Source organism: Bacteroidales bacterium, from assembly GCA_016707785.1.
In the GTDB taxonomy this organism is placed as follows: Bacteria; Bacteroidota; Bacteroidia; order Bacteroidales; family UBA4417; genus UBA4417.
This window is the reverse complement of sequence record JADJGZ010000010.1, coordinates 14216-32417: the sequence shown is the minus strand read 5'-3', so window position 1 is coordinate 32417 and position 18202 is coordinate 14216. Positions and strand designations below refer to the sequence as shown.

8 protein-coding genes and 1 pseudogene are annotated in these 18202 nt (G+C 41.7%); 7 read left to right on the top strand and 2 right to left on the bottom strand.

Annotation, left to right across the window (positions count from 1 at the left end; all coding sequences use genetic code 11):
- Positions 1 to 23: 23 nt before the first annotated feature.
- A complete protein-coding gene (locus IPH84_06870) occupies positions 24 to 1928 on the bottom strand; it encodes an OmpA family protein (GenBank protein ID MBK7172944.1) in 1905 nt (634 codons plus the stop codon).
- Between the two features lie 126 nt (positions 1929 to 2054).
- Between IPH84_06870 and IPH84_06865 the strand changes: the two genes are divergently transcribed.
- Positions 2055 to 3476 carry a Gfo/Idh/MocA family oxidoreductase gene (locus tag IPH84_06865; protein MBK7172943.1) on the top strand — a complete coding sequence of 474 codons (1422 nt, stop codon included), beginning with the start codon at positions 2055 to 2057 and terminating at the stop codon, positions 3474 to 3476.
- 115 nt (positions 3477 to 3591) lie between these two features.
- Here the strand turns inward: IPH84_06865 and IPH84_06860 are convergent, their stop codons facing one another.
- A complete protein-coding gene (locus tag IPH84_06860) occupies positions 3592 to 4305 on the bottom strand; it encodes a PorT family protein (protein ID MBK7172942.1) in 714 nt (237 codons plus the stop codon).
- 538 nt (positions 4306 to 4843) lie between these two features.
- On the opposite strand from IPH84_06860, the gene IPH84_06855 reads away from it, so the two are divergent.
- From IPH84_06855 to IPH84_06830, 6 genes and pseudogenes are all read left to right on the top strand, one after another.
- Entirely contained in the window at positions 4844 to 9022 is a 4179-nt protein-coding gene (locus IPH84_06855) for a choice-of-anchor J domain-containing protein (protein ID MBK7172941.1), read from the top strand.
- A gap of 54 nt (positions 9023 to 9076) precedes the next feature.
- Positions 9077 to 9322, top strand: coding sequence for a hypothetical protein (locus IPH84_06850; GenBank protein ID MBK7172940.1), 246 nt, complete (start codon positions 9077 to 9079; stop codon positions 9320 to 9322).
- 521 nt (positions 9323 to 9843) lie between these two features.
- Positions 9844 to 12009, top strand: coding sequence for a DUF2341 domain-containing protein (locus tag IPH84_06845; GenBank protein ID MBK7172939.1), 2166 nt, complete (start codon positions 9844 to 9846; stop codon positions 12007 to 12009).
- 133 nt (positions 12010 to 12142) lie between these two features.
- Positions 12143 to 17008 carry a T9SS type A sorting domain-containing protein gene (locus IPH84_06840; protein MBK7172938.1) on the top strand — a complete coding sequence of 1622 codons (4866 nt, stop codon included), beginning with the start codon at positions 12143 to 12145 and terminating at the stop codon, positions 17006 to 17008.
- A 54-nt stretch (positions 17009 to 17062) separates the two neighbouring features.
- Positions 17063 to 17332, top strand: coding sequence for a hypothetical protein (locus IPH84_06835; protein ID MBK7172937.1), 270 nt, complete (start codon positions 17063 to 17065; stop codon positions 17330 to 17332).
- A gap of 181 nt (positions 17333 to 17513) precedes the next feature.
- A pseudogene (locus IPH84_06830) lies at positions 17514 to 17914 on the top strand (GxxExxY protein).
- The last annotated feature ends 288 nt before the right edge of the window (positions 17915 to 18202 follow it).

Below are 18202 nucleotides of genomic sequence, written 5' to 3'. Positions count from 1 at the left end.
CCAAAGGCTCCCCTTCGGGGCACTCATTTAGATACGACCTTGAACTCAGTTCGACGGTTGTTGGCTCTGCCTGCTGGTGTTTCATTGGAATCAACCGGCATCGATTTACCATAGCCCTTTGCTGACAGTCTGTCCTTTTCAATTCCTTTTGAAATAAGGTATTGGTAAACAGCATCTGCACGCTTTTGAGAAAGCTCTGTGTTGTGTGCATCAGTACCCACATTATCGGTATGCCCTCCAATTTCTATTTTCATAGCTGCATTGCGTTTCAGGAACTCGAGTAGTTTATCTAATTCTGCAGTAGATTCAGATTTTAACACGAATTTATCTGTATCAAAAAATATATTCCTGAGAATCACCTTCTCCCCTACTACCAATGGATGCATAGGAATGTCCAATTGTAAAGGATTATGAATATCACGACCATCTGAAATGCTGAAATTCAGGGAATAAAACAGGTATCCTTTACATGAAACATTTAAAGCATAATCCTTGTCAACAGGCAGACTCATCAGGAAACTTCCATCCAGGCCATCAGAGATCGAACTGACCACAATTTTTCCTGATTCCATGTCGATCAGTTCAAGGGAAGCAGCTAATGGGTGCTTATCATTCACATCATAAACCTTCCCTTTCACATAGGAAATCCTGGCGGGTCTGACTTCAGCAGGCAGCTCAAACCTATAGATATCTGTATTACCCATACCTCCTGACTTTGCGGATGAAATATAAGCAGCATCCCCTCCGGCATTGATGACCAGGTTTATTTCATCATTCCTGGTATTGACAGGGTATCCCAGATTTAATGGTTTTGACCATGTACCTTTCGCACTTAACCGTGACATAAAAAGATCTGCCCCACCCATTCCCAAATGGCCGGCAGAGGAAAAATAGAGTGTTCTTCCGTCCTGGTGAATATAGGGCGCCATTTCATTGGCAGCAGTATTAATTGTATCTCCCAAATTAACAGGCAAACCCCACTCACCTGATCCATCGATCTGACTCATCCAGATATCAGATCCTCCCAATCCTCCTCTCCTGGTGCTGACAAAGTAAAGTTTTCTCCCATCGGCTGAAAGACAGGGTTGTGAATCCCAGGCTGTAGAATTTACGACATCCCCCAGGTTCAGGGGCTCGCTCCATTCCATCCCCCTCCGTCTTGAAACATAAAGGTCGCAGGATCCATAAGAGTCGCGTCGGCTGCAGCATGTCATAAACAATAGCATTCCATCCGGGGAAAGGCAAAGAGCTCCCTGGTTTCCCGGACTATTGACAGGAGGTTCCATTTCAAGCGCCAGTCTCCATTTTCCGTATTCTTTAGAGGACCGGAAGAAACTTTCGTGATCACTTTGCGCAACTCCTCTTCGGGTAAAAAGCATCAGTTCTTCATCCAGGGAGACTGAATTAATATATTCATAACCGTCAGAATTTACCTGGGGACCGAGGTTTACCGGGTTAAAAGGGACAGGATGCTTTATCAATTCACTTCTGAAATCACATAGTATAATGTTTTTTTCTGCTTTCTGAATTTCAGTCTGCCCTTTTGGATGAAAGCTAAGGTATAGCACATAATTTCTTTTAGCTTCATCGAACTTTTCCTGTTCAAAATGAAGATTAGCAAGGATATAATAGATCCCCGGGAAAGAGGTTGAATCAATCGACAATGCTTTGGTATAAGCTACAATAGCCAGTTCAGGCTGTTTGAGGTCATAATAGATATCACCTTTCAACAGAAAAGCATTCAGGTAATTGGCATCTTCTTGCAATACCTCATCAATCAAGCGAATGGCCTGGGTATAATCACGCCGGCCATAGGATTGCTCAGCTTTCTCAAAAAGCCGGTCAGCCTTGGCATTTCCGGTCGACTGTGCAAAAACCGGCAATGAAGCAATGAAAAAGAATATTACAAGGAGAAAATGATATTTCATACTTAACTATATGTTTGAGTAGCGAAGGTACGCAAGAATCTTTGTATGCTTACAACGTGAATTCACATGAAAAAGTTGTAGCTTAATTCTATCTTCCTATTTTTGTTAATCAATGTATAAGTAACGATGAAAAACGATAACAACAGCAGGCGTAATTTTCTACGTAAAGCAGCGCTGGGAGCAGCTGCTTTGGGACTTGCTCCGATTAGCGGAGTCATGGCAGGAATTCAGGAAGAGAACACTCCGAATGAGGAATCTCAACAAGGGTTAGTATCTCCTGCCAAAGGAAAATCAGTGATGGGATTGCGATGCGCTCCCCTTACTACTGTCAGGATCGGGCTGATTGGCCTGGGCATGCGTGGCAGTGAAGCTGTCAGGAGGTTGATCCAGATTGAAGGAGTCGAAATCAAAGCATTAAGCGACCGGGTACCAGCCAATATGAAGGATGCGGTTCTTCAACTCAAAAATGCCGGCAAACCAGAAGCAACAGAATATCTTGAAGAGGATGACTGGAAAAAGATTTGTGAAAGAGATGATATTGACCTGATTTACACCTGTACTCCATGGCATTTGCATACTCCCATTGCTGTATATGCGATGAAACAAGGGAAGCATGCAGCTATTGAAGTCCCTGCTGCCCTAACAGTAAAGGAATGCTGGGAACTGGTGGATACCGCTGAAGAAACTCAGCGCCACTGCATGATGCTGGAAAACTGCTGTTATGACTTCTTTGAGATGGCTACGCTGAATATGGCCCGGAATGGTGTTTTTGGAGATATTTACTATGGTGAAGGGGCTTATAACCATGATCTTCGATGGCTGAAATTTGCTTCTCCCGAAGAAGGTGGCTATTACAAACGGTGGAGGCTGGAATACAGTAAATTCCATACTGGCAATCTCTATCCGACTCATGGATTAGGTCCGGTAGCCCAGATAATGGGGATCAATCGTGGAGATCGCTTTGATTTTCTCACCTCTAATTCTACTTCTCAAAGAGGAATGACTCAATATGCGATTAAGAAATTCGGGAAAGATTCACCGGATGCTATTCAGGACTACAAATTAGGAGATATGAATACCACCATTCTACATACGGTGAATGGAAAAACTATTCAGATACAGCATGATACTACCAGTCCACGGCCTTATTCGCGTATCCATCTTATCAGTGGAACTGAAGGCATGGCCGTAAAATATCCGGATGAATCCATTGCCCTTGAACCTGCGGCTCACTCAAATTTAAAGAAAGAAGATTTTGAGCAACTCATGAAGAAATGGGAGCATCCTTTAGCACAGCAGATTGGTGAGAAGGCGAAACAGGTTGGAGGTCATGGCGGGATGGATTTCATTATGGATTACCGACTGATTTATTGCCTGAGAAATGGGCTCCCGCTCGATCAGGATGTATATGATGCTGCTGCCTGGTCGTGTGTGATAGAACTTAGTGAAAAGTCGGTGTTGGGGAATGGATCCTCCCAGGCTGTTCCGGATTTCACCCGCGGTGCATGGAAAAATGCCCAACCATGGCCAGTGGTAACCATCGATTAGGCATTCTAAAAGGTGACCTTTAATAATAAGGTATAATAATTCCCGAGAATTCAGGTTGCCTTCGGCAGATGAATACTATCCAGACTGTTTCTTACCCTTTTTTTGTTCTCAAGGATCAGGGCTTGAACATCAATCCGAACTGAGCCCCGATGTAGAAATTCCTGGAAGCGCTGTATTCATCCCTTAGATTAGGGATCTGATAGGCTTTAGCATTAATATCCAACACACTGATGGCAGCATTGAATGAAAGCATCATTCTCATCTTATCATTTGTGCGGACATAATACAAATTGGTAAACCCAAGGTTTAACATCAGGTCAAAAGGTTTATACCATTTTGTAACATCAATTTTTCCTTCAGGTAGATATTCAGGATTAGGAAGGGCAGAACCTTCTTCACGTGTGAAATTCTGCTTCCCGGTAGTAAGGAACATCAATTGCGGACCAAATGTGAGCCAGCAAGGGTGCTGAGGATCACAAAGTTGTTTCATAGCAAAAACAGGAACCTGAATGTAATTCAGGTTTACTTTCCGGGTTGCTTTTGCCCCGCCCTGGTCACCCTGGTAATTCTGACCCAGGTTACTGATCCCCACGCCAGTGCTGAAACCATACTCTGTATTCATGTAATAATTCAGACCAAGATTCGCATTCAGTCCTAATTTAACACCATAATCCATTTCCTGGTTGCCATATGCATTTTGATTAAGTATCCAGTCGGAATTCAGCCCAATGTTGGTAGTGAGCCAGGTAGATTTAGAGGGCTGAGCAGTTAAAAGAACTGAGAACAAGATGGTTACAAAAAGAGACAGTGAGTATCGTAAGTAGTTCATAGGATTAGTTTATTAAACAGTTCACATTTATCATGATATTGATAAAAAGGTAATATGCAAAAGTTGCTTTCGATATAAGATTTTGTTCCAATACTGAATAATAAATTGCCAAAATGAAACGATTGCTTAGGACAAGCACCAAACAACAATTTCTATATTCCTCATTTACAGGTCATTAATAGTTTTGGCAAAATTATTGTAAAACCACTTTTGTAAAAAAACTGATCCATTCGACTTGGATGAATTGGTTTTAATACATCCGGAAGATGCTGGATATGACGAATATTTGTTAAAGCAGATCCAGTTTTTAACCAATTTAATGAATTGACTGTAAACCCAAAAGCCAAAAACCCAGATTTCAAACCTAATCCACAGCTCCTATTTACTTGAAAAGACGCATTGTTTATTGAATTACTCCAAACAGGAAGTTGAAACATTTTTTATCATTTGAATCTCTTCTTGTAAAGATGTTTTATTACCTTAAAGTACTAGAAGCGCTGAATTACTTTTGATTATCTGAGTTCTAATATCCGAACTCATGAATAAATCTACCTTATTAAAGTCTGCACCGAAAGAGCAATCCCTTTCGCTGATTCGTTTTCCGTTATTTAGCCATATTAAGCAACATCAGAGGCTACTATTATTAATGGTTAGTCTGGCAGTTTTCATTCTGACTGTGTCACTCCCTACCTCTTTAATTGGACAAAGTCAAACATTTACCAGTACTTCAACATTTACAGTTCCATCCAATATTTATAGTATTACAGTAGAGTGTTGGGGAGGTGGTGGATCTGGTGGAGGCAGTACTTCAACTAATGTTAAAGGAGGAGGTGGAGGAGCAGGTGGCGCATATGCAAAGAAAGTAATCTCTGTCACACCTGGTATAACCTATACAGTTACGGTTGGAGGAACTAAAACTGGCACAACCGGTGCTGGTGCTCAAGGAAATCCCTCTTGGTTTGGAACAGTTGGAACTGTTTATGCTCAAGGTGGAGCTGGAGGAGCTGCTCCAAGTGGTGGCACTGTGAATGGCGGGATCGGATCAGCTTCAAGCAGTATTGGTGATTTGGTTTATGCCGGAGGTAATGGAGCCAATGGAACCTCATCACTTAGCGGTGGTGGTGGTGGTGGCGCCGGAACTACTGGCGCTGGAGGAAATGCATCTGGTACCACAGCAGGAACAGGAACAGCATCCGGAGGTGGTAATGGTGGGAGTGGAAAGACTACGGAAAATAATGGCAGCAATGGTTCTACCTATGGTGGCGGTGGCAGCGGGGCTTATCTCACTGACAACACCGACCATTCAGGAGGTAACGGAGCTGCAGGCAGGATTATCGTCAGCTGGACCTGCAGTCCTATTTCATCATTTCCTCTTTCAGAGAGTTTCGATGCAACTACATTCCCTCCTAATTGTTGGGCACAAACGAATTATTCGAGACAAACGTCCGGAACAAATCCTACCTGCACTCCTCATTCAGGGGCAGGAATGGTACGATTCAATAGCTACACTCTGACAGCCGGAACCACAGGAACTCTGATCACTCCTGAATTAAACCTTCCTGATAACGGATATAGAGTAAAATTTTGGATCTATAGAGATAATGCTTATTTAACAGATGCAGACCTGGTTAATGTGCTTTTCAATACTTCAGCCAGTGTGACAGGAGCAACTACACTTGGTACGGTTAACAGATCTATTTCCCTTGCCCCAGTTGTTGCAACAGCAGGTTGGTATGAATATTCCTTTAACCTGGGAACCAACTCAGCTGGTAGTGGTAAATATGTGATTCTCCAGTCGGTGAGTGGATATGGAAATAATATTTTTCTGGATGATGTTGTCGTTGAAACCAGTCCTCCCTTTGCTGATTTTTCAGCATCAAGTACTTCAGCTGCTGCAGGCCAGACAATAACTTTTACTGATGCTTCAGGAGGAACAACTATTACTTCATGGAACTGGAATTTTGGAACCGGTGCAACACCTGCAACTGCTAATACCCAAGGTCCGCACAATGTAACATATTCAACATCTGGCCTTAAAACGATCAGTCTGACCGTAAACGGTAGTATAAGTACTACAAAAACAGATTATGTTTCAATATATGAGAATCCATATAAAGCACCCCGTCAATTAAATGCAGAAGTTTCAGGATTTTCTGATGTTAATTTGAATTGGATATCACCTGCTACCAATGAAACCTTTGAACCTTATGATAATTTTGACCTGAGTTTTGGAGGATACACATTTATTGATGGTGATGGAGGAGCCACATATGCTATTCAGGATGTAACCTTTACTAACGCAGGGTATACAGGTTCATTTATCGCATTTAATCCGACACTAACTACTCCGGTATTACCATCTACATGGGCTGCTCATTCAGGACAAAAATATGCTGCCTGTTTTGCAACAGTTACAGCTTCAGCTCCGAATAACGACTGGATTATCACTCCTAAGGTAAAAATCGCCAGTGGAGAACAGCTTAAGTTTTGGGCAAAATCTATTACTAATACATATGGTTTGGAAAGGTTCAAGGTTGGAATTTCAACTACTGGTACCTCTGCAACTGATTTTACTATCGTATCCACTGGTACTTATCTGGAAGCACCCATCACATGGACTGAATATACCTTTGACCTGGCTTCTTACGTAGGACAAGAGATATACATCGGAATCAACTGTGTATCCAATGATGCCTTCTGTTTCATGCTTGATGACCTCAGCATTACAGGTGGGCCTGTTGATGGCTCTATTCCTTTTAGTTTTAATTTCGAAGAAACAGGTTTAGTTCAACCGGTAAAGGTTATGCCAACCGGTTCCACTATAGTTGCGACAGGTGATAATGATGCACCTTCTTCCTTCACTACATACAAGATTTTCAGAAATGGCAGTGAGATTGCCAATGTTAGTGGTTTCACTTACACTGACAGTGACCTTGTGCCTGGAACCTATGATTATACTATCAAAGCCGTTTATGTTGACCCCGCTGACGAGTCGGCTGAAGAAGGTCCTGCACAAGTGGTTACGACAATTACCAGGTGGACAGGTGCAAGCAATACTGATTGGCAAAACGCATCAAATTGGAGAACGGGTTCAATACCTGGTTCATCAGCCAATATTGGAATCCCAGGAACCGGTGTAAGTAATTTCCCAACAGTTACCGCTTCCGGCACTGAATGTAACCATCTAACTCTTAAGAATGGTGCAGTATTAACAATAAACGCAGATGCAAGTCTCAGTGTGAACGGTACACTTAGCAATGAAACAGGTGCCAGCGGACTGATTATTCAATCAGATGCAACAGGAACCGGTTCTTTAATTCACAATACCGCAAGTATTCCTGCAACAGTTGAACGTTTTATTCCTAATGACTGGAAATGGCATTTCCTTTCTTCACCAGTAGCTTCTCAATCGATTTGGCCATCATTTGCCCCTGATCCGGGTGCAGGCCTGAACTTTGGATCTACCTGGAACTGGGACTTCTATTACTGGAACCCAAATGCCAATACCAGCAATTCCCTGTACTGGGTTAATCTCAGGAAAGAGAATGGAGATTATAATGATGGCGCGATGGATCAAACAGGCAGTTTTGCAGGATTTGGATCAGCAACACCTGAACTGGTAACAGGAAGAGGATATTTAGTAGCCTATAACACAGGCTGGAATCCTGCAACCAGTTCTCCGACAACACACACATTTACTGGTAACCTTAACCAAGGAAACATTAATAAAGCCATCCTTACAGGAGAAAACAGTTTTAACCTGGTTGGAAATCCGTACGCTTCTTCCATCGATTGGAAGAGTTCAAACTGGGGAACCGGTAGGAATGCGCTTGTTAACAATTCCGGTGGATTTGATTACTGGATTTGGAACGATACAGACGGGAACTATGGAGTATTTAATTCAGCTGGTGCTGACAACTCCGGTACTTTAGGTGTAAGCCGGTTTATTGCTCCGCAGCAGGCTTTCTTTGTGCAGGCTGCTTCTGATGGGAACCTGGCATTAAATAATGATCTGCGCACCCATTCTTCGCAAACCTGGTTAAAAAACGAAGAGACTGAAAACAGTGTGCTCCGGTTGGAATTGAGTACACCAAGTAATTCCTACCATGATGAAATGGTGGTTGAATTCAATCCTTCATTTACCGGTGGAGGAAGCAGTAAATTCTGGAGTTTCTATACAGAAGCCCCTGAGATATATACTGTTAAGGATGGCACTTATTATTCAATTGATCGTTACACCGACCTGTCCAGAAATACAATAGTTCAATTGGGGACAAAAACTGAATCAGGTGTGGATTATGTGATCAACGCCTCCAATATCAGCGATTTTGATCTTACCAATAAAGTATATCTTGAAGATTTATCTACTGGTTCCCTTATTGATCTCAGGATGAATCCATCCTATAGTTTCAAAGGAGGAGCCGGTCAGAATACAGAAAGGTTCAGGTTGATATTTGAAGCTTCAACAGGGATAAATTCTTTGGAAGCAAGCAATTTCAATGTTTATTCATCCGGTAAAACTGTTTACATCCTGAATAATGGGGTAAAAAATGAATTTTCAACAGAAATCATCAATATTTCAGGCCAGGTAGTATCCTTTAAAGAAAGCAAACAGGATGAACTTACCAAGATTGAACTAAATGCTGCTCCAGGGGTTTACATTGTCCGGATTATTTCGTCCGGTAAGGTTACCTCCGTTAAAATTGTTATACAATAATCCAATAAACAAGACAAGTACCACTTCCATTACGATCGAATAAAACCTGCTGTTATGAAAAAGTTCTTATTTATAGTTTCCTTCCTGTTATGTTCATCCGTATTTATTTCTGTAAACGGACAGACACCTCCCCCTCCACCTCCACCCAATGGTGGGATGAACAGCGGCCATGGACTCGGCGGTAATCAAGGGGCTGAAAACGCACCAATTGGAGGCGGTTTGGAAATCCTGTTAATTCTGGGAGCATTTTATACAGGAAAGAAAATATACCATGTGCGAAAAAAGCAGGATGAAGAATAAACTAAAATTTCTACACCATATAGCAGAACATCGGTTTAATAAAAAACAAAAATCCTAGCGGATCAAATACCAAAAACCCAACCAAGACCGCTCTTGCACAGCTTTTCAAAAGAAGGCTGTGCTTTGTTTTTTAGAATGCTTATATATCCATTTTTAGAGCTATTTTTCATTTCTTTGAAAAGTAAGATAAAATTTCATATAACTTTAACCAAATCAATGCATTGAGATTTGAAAACCAAAAATTTCCAATTCAGAATTAGTATTTCAAATTGAAAGCATTTTCAATCTAAAAAGCATATAAATATTTTCACATAACACTGTTTTTCAGTTAATTATATTTTTTGGCAAACTTATTGCTTTCCTCAATCGGATAATTATATACCAAAAACCCCAAATTATTGAACAATCATCTCTGAACACAGAGGAGTTTCTACTATTTGGAGTTAGGTATAAATAAGATTCCGGTTAAATAAATATAAACTAGTAATTCTCATTTTCAAGCCTATCAAAACTAAAAATTCATGAAAAACATTATTGCTTTTTCAGCAAGCGATGTTAACACTGCTGCTTCTGCAAGTTGTTACGCTGGACGAACCCATTCAAGATATATTTTATCAATTTTGTTACTACTGGCTCTTGTCAGTTTTTCACCTAAGTGGCTTAATGCACAAGGGCCGGGAGCAAGTTGGACCTATTACAGGGTTGTTGGATTGAGTCCGGCCACAAGCCTTGCGAATCAACAAGTTGAAGTAACATTGTCTTCTGGAGAATATACCAATATGAAAAGTGATGGCAGTGACCTGAGATTCTATGATTACGCCAATAACAACTGTGAATATTGGATTGAAAGCTGGAATACTGCAGGAACTTCGACTATTTGGGTTAAAGTACCTACATCAGGAAGTGATGCTCTTGTATTATACTATGGTAATGCCGGAGCCACAGCAGTAAGTAATGGTAATACAACATTTGAATTCTTTGATGATTTCAATGGATCGAGCCTTGGTGCCAACTGGCAACAAAACACTTCAGGTGGGTCTGTTTCTGTTTCAGGTGGTATTGTCACTATAACATGCAGTACTAATTCAACTGGGCAGGCTTATATTTCTTCGGAATATACACCGGCAGGAACTTCTTATCTCCTGGAGGCCAAGCACCAGGAAGGAGCATATAACAGGAACAGGTTTTATGCTTCCAATAGCTTATTCGGTGGAAGCCCAACAGGTTTTGATTATGGATATTTTTCCGAGACTGCAACTGCTGCATCCACATCAAAAGTGTTTTGGAATGGTTACCCTACTTCAACATCTATGACAAGCAACACAAATTACATCACGCAATGGAGGATCACCGACGGATCCACCTATAACTGGTACACCTATTTATATTCAACCGGAGCGGCTGTAACCAATGGTTCAAGAACCACAACCGTGGCATCCAATATGAGATTTGTTACCTTCGGAGTTACAGAGGTATCAGGCACGACAACTAAAGTGGATTGGGTAAGGCTCAGGCAATATGTGGCCAGCGAACCGGCAGTAACTGTTGGAAGTCAGACCTCTTCAACTGCACCTTCAAACCCCATAACTTATAGTAGCAGTGGATATTTCATTGTTCCTGAAGGAATAACATCTATTACAGTAGAATGTTGGGGAGCAGGTGGAAGAGGAGGTACAACCAGCGGAGATGCTTATGGAGGCGGAGGAGGCGGAGGTGCTTATTCCTCAAGTGTTCTCACTGTTTCATCAGGTAATGTTTATAATCTTACAGTAGGAGCCGGAAGTTCAACAACGTCAGCAGGTGGTGACTCCTGGTTTGGCTCAGCATCTACGGTGATGGCCAAAGGAGGAAACAGTGCACCCACAGCAGGTGGTGTGCAATCAGGTGCTACCGGAGGTGCTGCCACAAGTGGAGTAGGTACAATAAAATACAGTGGAGGTAATGGTGCCAGTGGTGTTAATTCGACTACCGATTTCGGGGGAGGAGGAGGATCGTCTGCCGGAACTTCAGCAAACGGAGTTAATGCAACAAATCAAAATGGAGCCACAGCTCCTTCAGGTGGAGGAAATGGTGGTGCAGGTAAGTATAGTTCTGATGGTGCCGGATCAGCAGGTTTAACCCCTGGCGGTGGCGGTGGAGGAGCTCTACGAAATGGGGGAACAAATTATAATGGAGGAAATGGAGCAAATGGACAGGTAAAAATCTCATGGTGTACTCCACCGGCTGCACCCACGGTTGTCAGTCCCATTACATACTGTTTAAATGCAACGGCTGTCCCATTAACAGCAACAGGCTCAAATTTATTATGGTATACAACTGCAACCGGAGGCATTGGTTCTTCTACCGCACCAACACCTTCAACATCTGCAAATGGCACAACATCCTATTATGTTTCACAAACTGTAGGTTGTGAAGGGCCAAGAGCACAGATTGATGTGGTTGTTTATTCTCCAAATACTGCCATCAACAGCACCGTTAATGCAAGCTGCAATGGAGCCCTGGATGGCTCGATAACAATAACTGCCAACAATGGGGTCGGCCCTTACCAGTTCTCAATTGATAACGGCGTAAACTATACAAGTGGAAACACCTTAAATCCATACACATTTAATGGTTTAGGGGCAAATGTGCAATTTAAAATCAGGGTTAAAGACTCATCGGGATGCCAATCCATTTCGATTCCCTAATTGAATCAATTGCTGTCTAATCAAAACTCACTTGTAAAAAAACAAAGCTATGAAACCCTCATATAACTATAAATTAAAAACAGATTCCGGATTCAACTCATTCCATGAATCAATAATATACTTTCATTCAAAGATGAAAATAAAATCAATTATATTGCTTGCAAGCATTATCCTGTCCGGCTTCTATCTCAAGGCTCAGACAACTGTGGGCCCCAACTTTCCTGCTACTGGTGTCAACCTCACCGGAGTGGGTACCGTTGCATGGACTAATCCTACAAGGGTAACTGCAGATGATAACAGCTATAGCAGCGCTGCTGTAAATAATTCAACCTCTAATTACCTGAAAGCAACTGGTTATGGTTTTGCCATACCTTCTGGAGCTACCATAAACGGAATTACGGTTACCATAGGCAGATATGGCACAACCGGAAGTGGAGCAGACGTAAGAGATAATGTTGTTAAACTTGTTAAAGGTGGAACGATTGTAGGGAATAATCTTGCAGTAACCGGGACTGACTGGACCAATTCAGAAACAGCCGTGAATTATGGTAGTACATCAAATTTATGGGGCACTACCTGGACCTCTTCTGACATTAACGCAAGTGATTTCGGGGTAGTTTTGGCAGTAAACAGTACAAATAGCCGCACTGCCAACGTGGATTACATTAGAGTGAGTATAACTTATACAGTAACAAATGTAGCGCCCACCATCAGTTCACAACCAACAGATCAAACTGTTTGCAATAATGCAGAAGCTATTTTCACCGCTGAATCAACTGATAGCAACCCCACTCCTACTGCTACCTGGCAAATCAGCACAGGAGGTTCTTTCAGCAATTTAACCATTGCTTCACCTTATTCAGTTAACACAAGCACTGCATCAGGAACTACAACCTCATCTCTTACCATTAACCCGGCAACCAATGCATTGAATAGCTATCAATACCGCGTAATTTTCAGCAATTCAGCCGGAAGTGCAATCTCAAACCCAGGCACCCTTAATGTTAATCCGACCAGTGTTGGAGGCAGTGTTACAGGCGGAAGCAGTCCGGTCTGTTTGGGATCAGGGACTGGTACCATGACCTTATCCGGACATACCGGTAGCATTAATAAGTGGCAAAAGAAACTGGATTCAGGAAGCTGGGCCGATATAAGCAATACATCAACCACTTATTCTGAAACCCCCACTTCAGCCGGTAGCTGGCAATACCGGGCAGAAGTGCAAAGCGGAGTTTGTGCTGCAACATTTTCAAATCCTGTTACCATCGTGGTAAACCCACGGCCAACCTCAGTTATCAGCGGAACTGAAACTGTATGTTATGGGCAAACCGCCAACCTGAGTATTACATTAACAGGCACCGGTCCATGGAACCTGGTTTATACTGATGGCTCAACCCCGGTAACCGTAAATGGAATAAACGCCTCTCCTTATACTTTCGCAGTAAATACTCTAAGCACAAAAACTTATACCGTAACTTCACTTTCGGATTCGAAGTGTACTGCAAATGCCGGTGATATGACCGGAAGTGCAACTGTTACCGTAAATGCAGGATGCCAGGTGGTTACCTTAAGTCAGCCTGATCCGCTTACAGCTACTATCACTGGTTCAGCTAACATTAATTGCGGAAGCTCAACCAACCTTACTGTTACAATAAGTGGTGGAACAGCCCCTTATCAGGTTACTTATAACGGGAACAATTATAATGGCCCCAGTCCAATCATTTTTAGTGTTTCACCCACTGAAACCATCACCTTTAATTCTTCAAATGTAGCCTTATCAGATGCTCATGGCTGTGATGCTGTCATTTCCGGATCAGCAACAGTTTCTGTCATTCCGGTTTCAGCCCCAGTAGCAACAGATGCAACAAATATTACTGTATCAGGATTCACTGCTAACTGGGATGCAGTTCCAGGAGTTAACGGTTATTTCCTTGATGTATCGGAAAACATTGATTTCTCAACCTTCGTGAACGGGTTTGATAATCTGAATGTTTCTAATGTTACCACTTATCCTGTTACCGGTTTAAATGCCGGTCAAACTTACCATTACCGGTTAAGAGCTTATACTACAGCTTGTACAAGTGTCTCTTCCAACATCAAAACAGTATCCACTACCGGGTTAACCATCGGTGCTCCAGTGGTAAGTGGTGCTCCATTTACCGTTGATTGTACTACACCTGATAACGGAACTATTACATTTACCCATGGGACATTTAATGCAGGCAATATATTTACTGCCCAGTTATCTGATAATACAGGAAGTTTTACGACTCCTGTCAGCATCGGGACTGCAAATAATTCAGAAACATCAATAACTATCACCATTCCTGCCAATACTGCTTCTGGTAACAACAGTTATAAAATAAGGGTAGTAAGCTCTGATCCAGTAGTTATGGGAGATGTTTCAAATACATTCACCATTATTAAGGATCCCTGCCAGGCTATATACAGAAGTGTTCAATCCGGAGCATGGAACCTGGCGAGTACCTGGGAAGTTTCAACGGATGCAGGAAACCTTTGGGAAGCCGCAGTCACAAATCCTGTTAGTACTGACGGTAGTGTTTCCATCAGAAATGGCCATACAGTTACAGTAACCAATGATGTCACAGTTGATGAAGTTATTGTTGAAGCAGGTGCGACACTCAGGAATGAGTTGTGTCCGGATGGGTTCCTCAATATCAATGATGGCCCCGGAACAGACCTTATTGTGAATGGAACCATGATATCCGAAGATGATATCAATAATGAAGGAAGCATTTCTTTTGCTTCAGGTAGTTTATACCAGCATGTAAGGAGCTTTGGCAAGAAATCACCCGCTACCTTCTCGGAGATCCCTGTTGCCAATTGGGATGCCCAATCCACCTGTGAAATATTATCAGTATATGCTACCCCTTATGCTGGTTTGAACCAGGCATTCGGAAATTTCAACTGGAATTTTGCTACACAGAATTCAGCAATAAATCTCAATGGCACTTTAAGTACAATTAATGGAGATCTCATTATCACCAGCACTGGTACCAGCGAGTTACAACTGGCATCTTCTCAAACTACAACACTTTCAGTTGGTGGAGATGTACAAATAGAAGGCGGTAAGTTAAACCTGGGATCAGGCTCCGGAGTTACAACCTTAAGTGTTGCTGGAAATACCGAAGTCTCAACAGGTGCTACATTGATTACACGAAATAGCAAAATAACCGGTAATGGAAATTTTGTCCTAAACTCAGGAGCTAATCTTTGGATTGGATCTGTTTCAGGGATTACCTCTGCAGGAATCAATGGAAATATCCAGGTGAATGGAAGTAGAAGCTACAGTACCGGTGCCAATTATACATATACTGGCAGCAGTAACCAGGTGACCGGTGATGGCTTACCGGGAAGTATCAGCAACTTTGGTGTGTCAACCACATCAGGTGCGATTCTGACATTGACTAGTACCAGTCAAACCTGTGAAAACCTGACCATTGCCAATAATGCGAAACTACAGATTGATGCGGATAAACAGCTTACCGTAAATACTGCTCTGGTAAATAATGCCGGAGTCAATGGATTGGTGATCAAAAGTTCCTCTACATCTACCGGATCTTTGATGCATAACTCAAACAATGTTCCCGCAAAATTTGAAAGAATGATTGCCAATGACCTGAAATGGCATTTCCTGGCTTCTCCTATCGTGAACCAATCCATATGGCCAGAATTTGCACCAACACCAGCAGGATCACCATTATCATTTGGAGCTCAACCCTGGGAATGGGATTTCTATTACTGGAATACAAATTCAAGCATTACCTCACAATTATATTGGGTGAACCTTCGTAAACCGAATGGAGAATTCAATACAGAGCCATTGGATATTACCGGAAGTTCTGCAGGATATGGAAGCACCACCCCGGCATCAATGGAATCGATGAGAGGATATCTTGTGGCTTATAATACCAACTGGAATGCTGCCACCGGCTCCCCTGAAACCCATGTCTTCAATGGGAACCTTCATAATGGCAGTGTTTCGAGGGCCATCATACAAGGAGCAAATAATTTCAACCTCATTGGAAATCCTTATCCTTCTGCTATTGACTGGAAAGCAAGTTCCGGATGGAACAGGGATGCATTAAAAGCAAATGCTACCTCTTCAGGATATGATTACTGGATTTGGAATGATGCAGTAGCCAATTATGGCGCTTTCAATTCGGCAGATGCAGATGGATCCGGTTCCAATGGAGTAGACAGGTATATTGCTCCAACACAGGCATTTTTTGTACAGGCTGCTGATAATGGTAACCTTGTAATGGACAACCAGGTACGGACACATAGCACACAGGACTTCCTGAAATCAGGATCCTTCAATCCGGGATTTATAAAGCTAAAACTGAGCAGCAGTCTCGATAACCATTCTGATGAAATGGTAGTTTCGTTTGATCCCGCGTACACAGTTGGCGGTACTGATAAATGGTGGAGTTTCTATGCTGAATCGCCTGAAATTTATGCTGTAAAAGACGGAAATTACTACTCCATCAGTCGTTATAATGAGATTAATGATGATCTTACTGTTGACATCAGCACAAAGATTGGATTACAAGGCAGTTACATGATCACGGCTCCCGGAATTAGTGATTTTACCCTGAGCAGTAAAGTGCTGCTTGAAGACCTCAAGACAGGAACCATCACCAATTTGAAGCAGAATCCTGTTTATAGTTTCATTGCATCTCCTGATGACAACAGGAACAGGTTCCGCTTGCTGGTTGGATCACCTATCGGGATGGAAGAGAATCACCAGGAACAAATCAATATTTATTCTTCCGCCAACACTATTTACATCCTGAATGAGAAAGCAACCTCCGTTTACCAGGTTCAAATTGTTAACATGATTGGACAATCACTTTACTCGACCAAATTGTCAGGAACTGGAATTCAGAAACTGGACTCCAACCTGTCGCCAGGAGTATATATTGTATCAGTGCTTTCAGAAGGAAGATGTTTCAGCAAAAAAGTAGTTATCCGATAGAGCATTTTCTAACTAAAAAGGTGAATCCAATCCACAAAAAAAACATTGAAAATCATGAAACTTTTATCAAATAAATTCCTGAGGTGTATCATTCTCATATTGCTTCTCCAGTTTTCAATAGGGCCGGAAGTTTCCGGGCAAACCCCTCCTCCTCCGCCACCTCCGAATGGAGGACCAGCCAATGGACATGGTTTGGGTGGAAACCAGGGAGCTGAAAATGCACCTGCAGGAAATGGGCTTGAAATCATCCTTCTGTTTGCCGTACTGTATGCCGGGATGAAGTATAACATTGAATCAAAAAAAGAGGAATTACCTGAAAATTAAAACTTCGTAAACGACAGATTATAAACTTGTAGGACTTCGGTTCGTCATGTAATGGAAAAGCACAGCCCGGAATGGGTTGTGCTTTTTTTATTAACAGTCGCAAATTTTCTGATTCAAGACCTTATCTTAGCTTTGATTTATTTCAGTTATTTTATTTTTATTATTTAATTGATTTTCAGATATGATACTCTTACACGAGGAGATAACAAACTCCATAATCAGGACTTTTTATGATGTTTACAATGTGTTAGGTTTTGGCTTTTTGGAAAAAGTCTATCAAAACTCAATGTATCTTGAATTAAAGAACAGAGGATTATATGTTGAGGCCCAAAAACAGATTAAAGTCTTTTACAAGTTGTTATCATAGGTGTAATACTATGATATCTGATTTATCATGAATCAGCTTATTCTGGAATTAAAGGCAGCAGAAACAATGGTTGTAGAATTTGAATGGCAATTGATAAATTACCTAAGAGGACTGATGTTGAAGTTGGATTACTATTAAATTTCGGGAAGAAAGCCGAGTTTCGAAGGAAAATATTTGAAAATCATAATAAGCAAATAATGCATTCTGAGTTATAGGTAGCTTCATAGGCTCGGATAATGTGACGCAGATGAAATGGATTTTGGCCGATTGTATTAAAGGAACTCCGATAAAGTTGTTTTGAGATTTTACTATGAAACTTTGACTCGGGTTCAATGGAACGTGGATGAAACTGATTTCGGCAGCGGATGAATGAAAAGAATTGACAAGTAGTATTGATAAAAACATTGTGACTCGGATAAAGGACCAGGAAAACAAAAAGATTATTTAAAATAACTCTAATTATATTATTATTCAATTCCGACAATCAGCATTTTACTATTTCC

What these genes read in the sequence shown, in the direction of transcription:
- IPH84_06870 (MBK7172944.1), bottom strand. Translation starts at nt 1,928, where the DNA reads ATGAAATATCATTTTCTCCTTGTAATATTCTTTTTCATTGCTTCATTG.
- IPH84_06865 (MBK7172943.1), top strand. Translation starts at nt 2,055, where the DNA reads ATGAAAAACGATAACAACAGCAGGCGTAATTTTCTACGTAAAGCAGCG.
- IPH84_06860 (MBK7172942.1), bottom strand. Translation starts at nt 4,305, where the DNA reads ATGAACTACTTACGATACTCACTGTCTCTTTTTGTAACCATCTTGTTC.
- IPH84_06855 (MBK7172941.1), top strand. Translation starts at nt 4,844, where the DNA reads ATGAATAAATCTACCTTATTAAAGTCTGCACCGAAAGAGCAATCCCTT.
- IPH84_06850 (MBK7172940.1), top strand. Translation starts at nt 9,077, where the DNA reads ATGAAAAAGTTCTTATTTATAGTTTCCTTCCTGTTATGTTCATCCGTA.
- IPH84_06845 (MBK7172939.1), top strand. Translation starts at nt 9,844, where the DNA reads ATGAAAAACATTATTGCTTTTTCAGCAAGCGATGTTAACACTGCTGCT.
- IPH84_06840 (MBK7172938.1), top strand. Translation starts at nt 12,143, where the DNA reads ATGAAAATAAAATCAATTATATTGCTTGCAAGCATTATCCTGTCCGGC.
- IPH84_06835 (MBK7172937.1), top strand. Translation starts at nt 17,063, where the DNA reads ATGAAACTTTTATCAAATAAATTCCTGAGGTGTATCATTCTCATATTG.